Annotated in this window: 11 protein-coding genes and 1 pseudogene; 6 read left to right on the top strand and 6 right to left on the bottom strand. The window is 38.1% G+C overall.

Going from position 1 to position 12,502, the window contains the following annotated elements:
* Positions 1 to 212: 212 nt before the first annotated feature.
* The 3 genes from V5N68_RS03425 to V5N68_RS03415 form a co-directional block, all read right to left on the bottom strand.
* Positions 213 to 800, bottom strand: coding sequence for a CarD family transcriptional regulator (locus V5N68_RS03425; RefSeq protein WP_332065780.1), 588 nt, complete (start codon positions 798 to 800; stop codon positions 213 to 215).
* Positions 801 to 1,099: 299 nt separating this feature from the next.
* Complete coding sequence (fdxA, locus tag V5N68_RS03420; protein WP_332065779.1) at positions 1,100 to 1,438, bottom strand: ferredoxin FdxA; 339 nt, start codon at positions 1,436 to 1,438, stop codon at positions 1,100 to 1,102.
* A 60-nt stretch (positions 1,439 to 1,498) separates the two neighbouring features.
* Positions 1,499 to 3,022, bottom strand: a complete 1,524-nt coding sequence (locus tag V5N68_RS03415) for a hypothetical protein (protein WP_332065778.1) — start codon at positions 3,020 to 3,022, stop codon at positions 1,499 to 1,501.
* Positions 3,023 to 3,615: 593 nt separating this feature from the next.
* Here V5N68_RS03415 and V5N68_RS03410 point away from each other — a divergent pair.
* The gene (locus V5N68_RS03410) at positions 3,616 to 4,527 is read left to right on the top strand and encodes an RNA polymerase factor sigma-32 (protein WP_332065777.1); all 912 of its coding nucleotides are present in this window, start codon (positions 3,616 to 3,618) and stop codon (positions 4,525 to 4,527) included.
* A 334-nt stretch (positions 4,528 to 4,861) separates the two neighbouring features.
* Here the strand turns inward: V5N68_RS03410 and V5N68_RS03405 are convergent, their stop codons facing one another.
* Positions 4,862 to 6,358, bottom strand: coding sequence for a M48 family metalloprotease (locus V5N68_RS03405; protein ID WP_332065776.1), 1,497 nt, complete (start codon positions 6,356 to 6,358; stop codon positions 4,862 to 4,864).
* Positions 6,359 to 6,542: 184 nt separating this feature from the next.
* On the opposite strand from V5N68_RS03405, the gene V5N68_RS03400 reads away from it, so the two are divergent.
* From V5N68_RS03400 to V5N68_RS03390, 3 genes and pseudogenes are all read left to right on the top strand, one after another.
* The gene (locus V5N68_RS03400; protein WP_332065775.1) at positions 6,543 to 7,178 is read left to right on the top strand and encodes a thiamine diphosphokinase; all 636 of its coding nucleotides are present in this window, start codon (positions 6,543 to 6,545) and stop codon (positions 7,176 to 7,178) included.
* A gap of 97 nt (positions 7,179 to 7,275) precedes the next feature.
* Positions 7,276 to 7,656, top strand: a pseudogene (locus V5N68_RS03395) (YMGG-like glycine zipper-containing protein); the annotation flags it as partial.
* Between the two features lie 68 nt (positions 7,657 to 7,724).
* The gene (locus V5N68_RS03390; protein ID WP_332065823.1) at positions 7,725 to 9,557 is read left to right on the top strand and encodes an ABC-F family ATP-binding cassette domain-containing protein; all 1,833 of its coding nucleotides are present in this window, start codon (positions 7,725 to 7,727) and stop codon (positions 9,555 to 9,557) included.
* On the opposite strand, the gene V5N68_RS03385 is transcribed toward V5N68_RS03390, so the two are convergent.
* Complete coding sequence (locus tag V5N68_RS03385) at positions 9,554 to 9,811, bottom strand: DUF2312 domain-containing protein (protein WP_332065774.1); 258 nt, start codon at positions 9,809 to 9,811, stop codon at positions 9,554 to 9,556. The genes V5N68_RS03390 and V5N68_RS03385 overlap by 4 nt on opposite strands.
* 271 nt (positions 9,812 to 10,082) lie before the next feature.
* Between V5N68_RS03385 and V5N68_RS03380 the strand changes: the two genes are divergently transcribed.
* Both V5N68_RS03380 and pyk read left to right on the top strand, forming a co-directional pair.
* Positions 10,083 to 10,577 (top strand): DUF1036 domain-containing protein, encoded by a 495-nt coding sequence (locus tag V5N68_RS03380; protein WP_332065773.1) that lies wholly within the window; start codon positions 10,083 to 10,085, stop codon positions 10,575 to 10,577.
* On the top strand, positions 10,574 to 12,010 hold the full coding sequence (gene pyk / locus V5N68_RS03375) for a pyruvate kinase (protein ID WP_332065772.1): 1,437 nt from the start codon (positions 10,574 to 10,576) through the stop codon (positions 12,008 to 12,010). Before V5N68_RS03380 ends, pyk begins: the two co-directional genes overlap by 4 nt.
* A 110-nt stretch (positions 12,011 to 12,120) precedes the next feature.
* On the opposite strand, the gene V5N68_RS03370 is transcribed toward pyk, so the two are convergent.
* Positions 12,121 to 12,501 carry a cell division protein ZapA gene (locus V5N68_RS03370; protein WP_332065771.1) on the bottom strand — a complete coding sequence of 127 codons (381 nt, stop codon included), beginning with the start codon at positions 12,499 to 12,501 and terminating at the stop codon, positions 12,121 to 12,123.
* Position 12,502 lies beyond the last annotated feature (1 nt).

Below are 12,502 nucleotides of genomic sequence, written 5' to 3'. Positions count from 1 at the left end.
TCCGTGCCGCTTTATTAGGTTTTTAATAACTAGATGATATTTTATTTCAGCAGCATTAAAATTTATGACAGAGGCTAAACTTAATTTCATCGGCCTATTTTATAGGCAAAACCTGGATGATTTTTATAAATGTTCTTCTATATGACAAGAATTACTAGAAAAAACCAGTTATATACTGGTTTTTTCTTATGATGAATACTTCTTATTGCTCACTATGCTGCACAAATAGAATTACTGTTTGCACTAGAATCTTTTATTTCCGTTTTAAATTCACGTTTCGATCTGTTAGAAAGGTGCATCTCTATGAGATTGATGGTTTCTGTTTCAGAAAGACTATTGATAACAGCAATTTCACGAGCCATCCGTTCAAGCGCAGCAGTATAGAGCTGACGTTCAGAATAAGATTGCTCAGGCTGCATATCAGAACGAAAAAGATCGCGCACAACTTCTGCAATACAAATGAGATCTCCTGAATTGATTTTAGCATCATATTCTTGAGCGCGACGCGACCACATGGTTCGTTTAACACGTGCTTTGCCTTGCAAAATTTTTAATGCTCTCTCAACAGAACCAACTGCAGATAGTTTACGCATTCCAACAGAAATTGCTTTTGCAACTGGTACTTTAACATCCATTTTATCTTTAGCAAAGTGAATAACGAAAAGCTTTAATTTATGTCCTGCAACTTCTTGATCTTCGATTGCTATAATTTGTCCTACTCCGTGGGTAGGATAGACAATATATTCAAGGGTAGAAAATCCCTTAGTATCAGAAGAAGAAGTGCTATATTGGGATGCCATTTTAGTTTACTCCCTTTATGACCAATAAATGCGCAAAAAAACAAGCTAAAAGCCTAAACGCTTAATATTCTTTGACCAAGTATATTACATTAATCTAGTGAGCATAAAAGTTGAGTACTTTTAAATATAAAAAAACACCCCGCTTTATAACTAAAAAGCAAAGAAAAAATACTTAGAAAGATAATTGTCTCAAAGCAACATTAACACTACGAATTAAAAAAATCAATCATTTCGCTTAGAATTTTTTATCTTTGTACAACAAGATTTGAAGTTTTGAATGGTATATGAATATACAATTATTATTCACCACTTCCTGGACTTTCTGAAAAATACTTGTCTAATTTATTTGGTACGCCATCCATTTCTTTGGCTTGAGGAAGAGGGTCTTTGCGAATAGTTAAATTAGGCCATTTTGTTGCATAATGTAGATTAAGTTCTTGCCATTTTTCTAACCCTGGCTCTGTATCTGGTTTAATGGCTTCTGCTGGGCACTCTGGTTCGCATACACCACAATCTATGCATTCATCCGGATGAATAACAAGCATGTTTTCACCTTCATAAAAACAATCAACAGGACAAACTTCAACACAATCAGTATATTTACAGGCAATACAATTGTCGGTGACTACATAGGCCAAGATCAACCTCCATTTTTCACTCTAGTAATCTTTATAGGAAAGTGTGTAGGCACATCTTTATTATTTTTTTGTAAGTTGATTACGCAACTCCATTAGTTTGGCAAAAGGTGAATCAAGGTTAAGCTGTTTCTCTTTCTGAGATGATTTATTATTTAGATGTTTATGGTTTTTTTTGCTCGATTTATAATTGGCACGTGATTCAGTTTTAGCGGGAGTATTTTCATTGGCATTTCTCTCCCTTTTAAAGGTTTTCTTGTGTTTATTTTTCCATCCTTGTTCAGACTTATCACGGTTTTTGTGAGAGTGATGATGAGTTTGATGATTATAACGCCAGAGTAAAATAACCTTATTTTCTGGGATATTGTGTTTTTGTTTAGCAAAATTGCCTACAGGCTCAGCGGAAGGTAAACAATTCGCAGAATTAGGTTGTTTCTCAATAACACTATGTAAAGCTTTATCTTTTTCAGTAACTTTTGATGCATTTATTGTTTGCCATTGGTCGCCAACACATTCTGCTTCTGGAATGCTTTTTTCTATTGGATATATGTGAATAGAGGATTTACTTTGAAGAAGATTTTGATCAAAAACAGCACTGCTACAAGGATGTGATTGGTATCCAAGGCCTTTAAGAATTTCTTCCATATCGGTTCCATTGGCCCCAAGAATAGACATCATTGTGGGAGTAGAAAAAAAGCTTTTTCCATCATACGCTCCATCAGGTTTTGGTTCTGTTCCTGGTTTCCAGTTAACCGCAGAGCGAATAAGATTAGCAAGGCGCTCTAAAATATCAACCCGAACAGCACGGCGGCCTAATATCCGGTAACCAGCTAGCTGATAAAATCGGGGGTTGTAAGCTGGATCAACAACTAAAGAGGTTCGCCCAGCAGACAAAGCGGCAAGAATCTCATTTAATCCTGTTTGATCATGGCCTTCATTTTGAAGATTCCATAAAAGCATAATGGCTTGGACGGGAGCCGGTTTAAGCATTGCTGCAACATAGATATGGAATGCACCAAACCGAACACCTAACCGCCGCAGCACCGCCCGTGATAATTGGTCAAGATTTTTGACCGTGTCAGCGACTTCTCGACGAGGAACGATTCCTAATGAGTTTATGAGTTTTTGGGCGAGGCCTTTTGTTGAATCTGTTAAGCTATCGGCATTGCGTAAGTCAAACAATGGTTTTAAAGCGGTTTCAAAATGGAAAGTGATGAAACGTTCTAATCTTTTGACGACTTTATCGTGGGCTTCTCCCGTTAATTGTGTATCCGCTAAAAGAATGGCTCTTGGGCTTAAAAACTCTTCTGTTGCGATCAATTTTCCTACGGGTTGACCAGTCCAGCGTACGATACCATCAGAACTGAGTGTAAAATCTCCATTTGCAGAAGCACAAAAACGTGTTGCACGTTTAACAAAGGCAAGAATTAGATTTTCGTCGTTTGCTAAATTTTGCGTATCAATTGTTTGATCGGTACTGCTTTTGTTGGGATAAAAACGAAAACCTTCAAACTTACCATTTCCATGTTTTTCAATAAGAGCGTCATCCTGAAGAATATCATTCTGTTGAATAATCTTGCTATCCATGATCATTTTCTTTCTTAGTATTGCACCCGTAAAAGCTTATTGCTGACAAGTAAGTAACAATTAAGTAATTGTGCTGCTCCTTTAGCACGTTTGTTCTACTTGCTTCAATCACTCTTGTTGTTTTTTTGACGCTTCTGTAGACCAATTTTGTTTTGTTTAGACTAATTTAACTTTAATTATTTCTTTTTTCTTCAATTTTAATGCTTTTTATACCATACACACTTTTAGGTTGCGTTAGAAAATTGTGAGCATACGATTTATTTAATATATTGCTGATTTAAAGGATAAATGGGATGATTGCTAAATAAAAAATACTAATTTATTGATAATATTGATCTTTTGTTTATTCTTGAAAAAGATAATAGAAAAATTTATTACAACAATTCTTAGAATATTTCCCCATATTATACCCATTGCACCAGTAAATTTACATCTTAAAGTAGTAATTTTTGTGATTACAGTAAAAAAACAATTGCGATTATAAAAATACACGTTAAAGTAGTGTGTACTAAATAAACAACTTTTAGTTTTTTTGATAACGGTGGTGTGTTGTTACCAAATCGGTTTGGTAATTAAAATCGCAAGGGGTTATTATGAGTAATCTTGTAAGTGCTGTATATAAAAATGGCAAAAATTATGGCGATGCAGACAAAAGCTTAGGACGTGAGATGATGCGTTCTGCTATGCAAGCGCCTTATCTTGAGCGGCAAAAAGAGTATGATTTAGCTCTGCGATGGAAAGATAAGCGTGATGATGATGCTATGCATCAAATTGCAGCTGCTCATATGCGTTTGGTCATTGCGATTGCAAATCGCTTTAAACGTTTCAAAATGCCATTGGGAGATTTAGTACAAGAAGGATATGTAGGGCTACTAGAAGCTGCAGCACGTTTTGAGCCTGACAGAGAGGTTCGGTTTTCAACTTACGCAACATGGTGGGTACGCGCTTCTATTCAAGATTATATTTTAAGAAATTGGTCAATTGTTAGAGGAGGAACAAGTTCTTCTCAAAAAGCCCTTTTCTTTAACCTTCGTCGGTTGCGGGCTAAATTGGTACAAGATGATAGCGCTTTGACAAAACAAGATATTTTTCGTACGATTGCTGATAAGCTTGGTGTTTCAGTTCGTGACGTTGAAACGATGGATTTCCGTTTCTCTGGTTCTGATAATTCATTGAGTGTTTCTATCTCTGAGAGTAACGACGGTTCTGTTGCTAAAATGGATGCTCTCGTGGATGAGAACCCCCTTCCAGATGCTTTAATCGAGCAAGCAATTGACAGCCAACGCCGGATGCAATGGCTTTATGATGCTCTAGAGATTCTCAATGAACGGGAACTTGAAATTATTCGTTTTCGTCGCTTAAATGAAGAGAGTGCTACTTTAGAAGTTCTGGGTGAGAAGTTGGGAATTTCTAAAGAGAGAGTGCGGCAAATTGAAGCGCGGGCTTTGCAAAAGCTACGTTCGGCGTTGCTTAGTGCTAATCCGTTAGAAGCATATGAAGTGTAAAAGCTTTTTAAAAGAATTTAGCGAAAAATAAAATTGAAATATGTGTTTGCATAGGGGGGTGATATGCAATATATCTGTTTTTGTTGAAGTGCAATTGCATCAGTTTTAGCAAATGATTGAGAGTTAAAAATTCAAGAAAGTTCAACACTTATTGCGAGATAATTTTAATATGTGTGCCTGCATGTAACGTTTAGGTTGGTGGAAGTGCATTAATAATGCAAAATAACTTTTCTTTATGGGATCCCTTGCACTTTATTAGAAAGGTTTGCAACGCTTTCTGCTTTTACATGTATTCTTGTTATTGAGAGTTAAAAATTCAAGAAAGTTCAACCACTTATTGCGAGATAATTTTAATACGTGTGCCTGCATGTAACGTTTGGTTTGGTGGAAGTGCATTAATAATGCGAAATAACTTTTCTTTATGGGCTGTCCCTTGCATTTTATTAGAAAGGTTTGCAACGCTTTCTGCTTTTTTAATGCGTATGACATGTATTCTTAAAGGTTTTAGCCTGCTTAACTGTAAAGATGAAAGAGGACGAAAACTTTGAACAGTGCTTTTGGCAACAGCTTCAAAGTTTGGGGAATTATGAGGAGCCGCAGTGAGAAAGCGGAAGGCGTGGTTATTAAACAAAATGACGACCACGTTAAATTGCCATTGTTCATTGAAAGCATGGGCATGGGCGCCATACAAGCCTTGTATCATGATTGGATGAACAGACGATTCATCTAATCCTGAAATCCATCCGCTTTTCAAATAGTCGCTTACGGATATATTAGAAGAAAATGGCACTGCATCAAAACGAATTGCAATTTTATCGGGATTACTGGCTAAAACAGCATCAGACGAATTCGTTATTTTAAAACCATTTGGAAAAGAAAAGCTTATACCTAATTTCGGATGAATAAACTGGTTTTCTCGAATATAACCTTTATCAGAGCTACCACCAAAAATTGTACCGTCAATGCTATTTAAGAAACCGTCACGATCTCTCATTCCCGTGTTAGGTTTACTGATTTTAAGGGCTTTTTTTATTGCAAGATGAATTCGCTCAGGGGTTGTGGGGTGTGTTGCTAAAAAATCTAACGAAGTATTTGTGTCGCTGGAGCTATTGCAAAAAGCATTATAGGCCTCAAGTGACTGTAAAAAACGGGGTGATGCAAATGGATCATATCCAGCGCGGTTGAGCAATTCGATCGCAATTGAGTCAGCTTGTAGTTCCTGATTACGTGAAAATTGTGCGAGTTGTTTTTCATTTTTTATCGTGTCTTGGTAGTTTGTGCTGGAAGGTGATAGTATATTTGTATCGTTACGATTTTTGAGTTTGAGCTCTGCTTTTTTTTGCAGGCGCAAAATACCATGATTGGCGATAATGTGTGCTATTTCATGTGCTAAAACTGCAGCAACCTCTGAAGAATCATTGGCGAGCGCCAGCATTCCTCGTGTTACATAAATGTAACCACCTGGGAGAGCAAATGCATTAACACTTTCTGAATCCAAAGTTGTGACATAATAAGTTTGATGAAAATTTTTTGAAGCAGAAGTCAGTTTATGCACAATTTTTGCTAACATCTTTTCAAGCTTTGGATTCTTATAGGCACCGCCATATATTTTTAAAATACGTGGGTGTTGTCTTGCTCCTAATGTATCGTACGCATTATTTTCGGCGTGTTGTTTGCTTCTTTCAGAAGAGTGTAAAGCGGAAGATGTATGATGAGGAGAAAGAGTACTATGACAGGAAGAAAGAAAAAATGCTAAACCTATGAGAGAGGCCTGATAGATCCTAATGTAGGAAAGAAATCTTTGCTGAAAAAATCTGATTCCTTGGATCACTGTATACCCCTTTTATTGATTATATTCTTTGCAAATCTTATGCGTATTTTTATACTCTTTGCAATGAAGAAGTTTTTTAGAAATATTCCTTTAGCTATAGCATGGCTGTTCTTTATAAATAAATGGAAGCTATTCTTTATGAATAAATGGAAAAACTATTACGATGTGAAAGGCATGATATAGCATGACAACATTTACAATATTGTTAAATGGGGAGCTCTGTATTACAGATCGTTTGCGTTCCCAAATTCAAAATAGTAGGGTCATTGCAGCCGATGGCGGAATGCGTCATGCTGCTGCATTGAATGTTGTGCCTGAATTATGGTTGGGTGATTTTGATTCATCTGATCAGGATTTAATGTGCCAATATAAAGATGTGCCTCGTGAAGTTTTCCCTTCAGATAAAGATAAGACTGATTGCGCGCTGGCGTGTGAAAAAGCTCTACAAAATGGTGCTAAACGGCTCATTTTATGTGGTGCTTTTGGAGGAGACAGAAACGATCATATTCTTTCTCATATGACGCAAGCACTCGTGATGGCAGAAAAAGGCATTTCAGTATTATTAACCAATGGTTGTGAAGAAGGGTGGCCAGTCTTGCCAAAACCTTTTGTATGTGATTTGCCTGATGACTGCCTTTTTAGCATTATTGGTTTTTCTGATTTACAAGGATTAACTTTGTCAGGGGTAAAATGGCCAATTGAGAGTAAAAATGTATCTTTTGGGTCTTCTTTAACACTTTCTAATCGTATTTGTGGAACCTTTTCTTGTCATTTAAGTTCTGGAAAAGCTATATTGTTGGCGTCTGTACCTATTCTGTGAAGCTCTTTTGCTATGTTCGGGTAAGGTAAGGGGGGGGGGTTAATAAGTGCTGACATGAATGATATATTTTGATCTTTAAAAGAAGAAAGGTTTTCATATGTTAAAATCAATTTTAAAAATAACAGCTGTTTCAGCTGTAAGTGTCAGTTTGGTCGGTTGTTCTGTCAGTGAACAGAGAGTTGCACGGTATGGTACTGGGGGAGCAGCAATAGGGGCCTTGGCAGGAACAGCAATTGGAAGCACTCCTGATGCGGCACTTGCTGGTGCAGCAATTGGAGCTCTTACAGGTTCAGTGGCTGGGGTTGCGGCTAATCAAAAAAGGCAGATGGCCCAGCAGTCACAGTTATGCAGTTATCGTAGCGGTCGTGGGCGCTTGTATCAAGCACCTTGTTCTCAAGCTCCTCGGGCGCCAGAATTATGCAGTTATCGTAGTGGTCGTGGGCGCTTGTATCAAGCACCTTGTTCTCAAGCTCCGCAGACGCCAGAATTGTGCACTTATCAGGGCAGAGGAGGTGTATTGTATAAGGCACCTTGTTATCGACGTTGATTACAGTGCCAGTGCTGCGGCTTGATCGTGTTTTTCTAAGTTTTGGAAAAACACATTTGCTCAATAACATTTGCTTATCTGTAGAGCAGGGAGCGCGTATTGCGCTGGTGGGTCGTAACGGATGTGGTAAATCGACGCTTTTAAAAATCGCCGCAGGGATGACAGAACCCAGTGAAGGGGAGATTTTTCGTCACCCTGGGGGGATTGTTCGTTATGTATCGCAAAATCCTGACTGTACAGGAGCTGAGGATGTGCGTACATATGTGGAAGCTGGTTTAAGTGATGTTCCAGATGTGCAATGGGTAAATACGCTTCTCAGAGATATCGGTTTTTCTGGATATGAAAAACTGGAAACGCTTTCTGGAGGAGAAAAGCGCCGTGTTTCATTATTACGGGCAATTGCAGTAAAACCAGATGTTCTTCTCTTAGATGAACCAACAAATCACTTGGATTTACCAACAATTGAATGGCTTGAAGGTGTTTTACGTTCTTTGCATTCGGCAATAGTTGTGGTTTCTCATGATCGAAGATTTTTAGAAAATGTTGCGCATTCAATAATATGGCTTGATCGGGGGACAGCTATACGGTTAGAGAAGCGTTTTTCTGAATTTGAGAGTTGGCGTGATAAGGTGCTTGAAGAAGAAGCACAAAATCAGCATAAATTGGGTCGACAAATCGAACGTGAAGAGCAATGGTTGCGTTATGGAGTGACCGCTCGGCGTAAACGTAATGTGCGGCGTTTGGATGCGTTAAAAGAACTCCGACAGACACAAAAAAATTATAAACAGTCACCCGGAAGTGCGTTTTTAGAAGCGGCTAAAAGTCAAAGATCTGGTCAATTAGTGCTTGAGGCTAAGAAAATTTCAAAAGCTTATGGTGATGAGCGCATCATTGTAAAAGATTTATCTTTGCGGATCCAACGTGGTGATAGAATTGGTCTGGTTGGTCCTAATGGTATTGGAAAAACAACATTACTTTCCATCCTTATCGGGCAGAAATCTGTTGATAGTGGAACACTTAAGCATGGATATAATTTATCCATGGCATTTCTTGATCAGCAACGTATTTTAAATGAAGAAGAAACTTTAGCGCAGTACTTAACTGGTGGGAGGGGTGATACTCTCTTGATAAATGGGCAAGAGCGGCATGTCACTTCTTATATGAAGGACTTTTTGTTTTTGCCAGAGCAAAGGCGCACACCAATCAAAGAGTTGTCTGGTGGAGAAAGAGCTCGCTTGATACTTGCTCGACTTCTTTCACAGCCTGCAAATTTTTTTGTGTTAGATGAGCCAACAAATGATTTAGATATGGAAACATTGGACTTGCTCCAAGAGTTTATTGCTGATTTCGATGGGACAGTATTGTTAGTCAGTCATGATAGGGATTTTTTGGATCGAACGGCGACTCATATATTGGCGCCTCAAGGCAATGGTCTGTGGGCTTTATACGCTGGAGGTTATAGCGATATGCTGGCAGTACAAGGCAGGAAAGAGGTATCGTTAGAACGTAAAGAGTTATCCAAGACTCGTGAGCGGCGGGATCATATAAAAAATGTCTCATCTCGAGGTAAAAAAACGATACGAAAATTGTCCTACAATCAAGTTTATGCGCTGAAAAAATTGCCTGAACAAATTGCAGCTTTGCAGAACGAAATTCAAAAAATCGAAAAAGAGCTCTCTGATCCAGCACTGTATTGCTGCGATAAAGATCGTTTTGAGCGTTTATCGACAGCGCTGGAAGAGAAGAAAAATTCTTGCGCCCAAAAAGAAGAAGAGTGGTTAGAGCTTGAACTTTTACGCGAAGAAATGGAACAAAAAATGCATTCGGCTTAATTCATGCCGAGTGCATTTTTATAAAGTTGGAGGATTGCCTCTTCTTCTAACCGTTCATGGTCTTCCTTTTTACGCAGGCGTATAATATTGCGAACGGCTTTACTGTCAAAACCAGACCCTTTAAGTTCAGTGTAAACTTCTTTAATATCATCAGAAATGGTTTTTTTTTCTTCTTCTAGCCGTTCAATACGCTCTATAAAAGCACGTAGTTGATTTGCAGAGATAGCATGTGTTTGATCCGTCACTGTGTCCATTATATTTTCTCCAGACTCTATGTTTTAAGCTGTTTTTCTGACGATAAACTGGTGTTACGGATACCTGAAAAACAGAAAATAAACTAAATTGTGTTATTTTTTACAAATTGACTTTAAATATTTTGTAAAATTTTATGCTATGCACATTGACAAAAAAGAAATAAAAAACAGAAAAAGCGAAAATGTATCCTCTGTATAAAGGGTCTTTTAAATTTAAAAATAAAGAGATAGATAATTTATTTTTGTAGAATACATAGAGAAAGGTAATTTTGTGATTGCCAAAAGACAAAGATGGTTATTGCAAAAAAGGTTAGGGCTGTTTCTTTTGAGCACTTTGTCCTTATTTTTATTTGTGCATTTTGCAAAAGCTGACTTTCGTGTTTGTAATAACACGCAACACTCTGTTGGTGTTGCTTTGGGTTATCGTACATTGTCAGGTTGGGTAAGTGAAGGTTGGTGGGTGATCCCAGATGCAGGATGTAAAACTTTAGTTGATGGGGCGCTTTCTTCTCGGTTCTATTATCTTTATGCTGAAGGGTCTCACAAAAAGAATAGCTGGCCAGGTCCTATAACGATGTGTGTGAAAGATAGTCAATTTACTATTCAAGGAGTTCATGATTGTTTTGCAAGGGGGTTTCAAAAGGCGGGATTTAAAGAAATTGATACAGGAAATCAAATCAGCTGGATGGTACAGTTGACTGATAAGTCTTTGTTCAATGATTCGGTTTTTCATCCTTCTGCTTTTCCAGGAGTTTCCCCACCGTGAATTGTGCACGTAAGGTCAAAATTATTGCTACCCTCGGTCCTTCTTCTTCTTCAGTTATGATGATCGAAAAGCTTTTTACAGCTGGGGCGGATGTTTTTCGTCTTAATATGAGCCATCTTGATCATGAGACAATGCGTTGTTTGGTAAAACGTATACGAAATGTCGAAAAAACTGTTCGTCGGCCAATCGGTATTTTGGTCGATATACAGGGACCAAAATTGCGCGTTGGTTGCTTTGCTAAAGGGCAAGAGGATTTGGAAGTCGGGCAAAGCTTTACATTAGATGACCATGATGTTCCTGGTGATGCACAGCGTGTTTTCTTCCCGCATAAGGATGTTTTCACAGCTGTTAAGCCGGGAGATCGATTGTTGATTAATGATGGAAAGCTAGAATTACGTGCAGAAGTATGCGATAGTCATTTCATTCAATGTCGTGTTATTTCTGGAACCCATATTTCTGATCGAAAGGGGGTTAGTTTCCCTGATACAATTTTACCTTTTGGTCCCATGACACCAAAAGATCAGGATGATTTGCAGGCTGTTTTGGAACAACCAGTTGATTGGGTTGCTCTTTCTTTTATTCAGCGTCCGGAAGACATTATAGCGGTGCGTCAGTTAATGAAAAACAAAGTAGCTTTAATGGCTAAAATCGAAAAACCTCAAGCTTTGGAGCATATAGAAAAGATTATTAATGTTTCAGATGGCATTATGATTGCACGGGGAGACCTCGGTGTAGAAATGCCTTTGGAGAGAGTTCCTGCTATTCAGATGGAAGTCATAAAAGCGTGTCGTTTAGCGGGAAAGCCTGTCGTTGTTGCTACACAAATGCTTGAATCAATGATTACATCACCTATCCCCACACGGGCAGAAGTGTCAGATGTAGCGACAGCAGTTTATGCAGGAACTGATGCAGTGATGTTATCTGCTGAATCAGCATCTGGTCTTTATCCTGAAGAAGCTGTTCTGATGATGAATAGGATCGCACATCAAATTGAACAAGACCCTACTTATGCAGCTATAGTTTGTGCGCAACACCCTATACCAGAGTCAACAGGAACAGATGCAATTTCTCTTGCTGCGCGCCAGATCGCTGCAACACTTAAATTGGCAGTTATTATTGCTTACACTGCTTCCGGTACAACAGGGATACGTGCATCCCGTGAGCGTCCCAATAGACCAATTATTGCTTTATCACCCATTGTTGAAACAGCGCGGCGTTTGTCTTTAGTTTGGGGGCTTTATTGTGTTGTCACTGAAGATGCAAAGGATTTGGATGATATGGTTGATCGGGCGGCAGCAATTGCTTTTCAAGAGGGGTTTTGTCATGGAGGAGATCAGTTTATTGTTACCGCTGGAATCCCCTTTGGAACACCTGGTGCTACGAATTTATTGCGTATCGCTTCTGTTTCTCATGATGGAACAAAAAGTGCTTAATAAAATGCTCATATATCCTTTATAATATTTAAAAGGCATTTAGCTTTTAAATAGATATGTTGTTTATGATTATCCCGGGAATATAGAATTTTTTTCAAAAAAAAGTGTGTTTAGAGATTTTCTTTCTCTGAAAGGTCTTCTGTGTTTTGTTGATTGTCTTTGAGTAATTGTTGAGTGAGCTTTTCAATTCTTTCAGTTGTGTCTCGCATAATTTTGCTCATGGTGCGATCTCTTTCATGATGTTGTCGTAAGAGAGCATTATAATTTTCTTGTAATTTTTTATTTTCTTGTTTTATTTCTTCCATTTCATCGATAATCATAATGCCAGCCATAATCGATAAACGATTATCACCAATTTCACCAAAATTTTCCTTCAGATGTGCGATATATTTATCTAATTGAGCTGCAAGCCTTATAAGATGATGTTCCTGTCCTTTATCACAAGCAATACGATAAATTTTGCTATCAATTGTGACGGAAACGGTTTCCATG

Source organism: Bartonella eidoli (assembly GCF_036576145.1).
GTDB lineage: Bacteria > Pseudomonadota > Alphaproteobacteria > Rhizobiales > Rhizobiaceae > Bartonella.
This window is presented reverse-complemented; position numbering and strand designations above follow the sequence as displayed.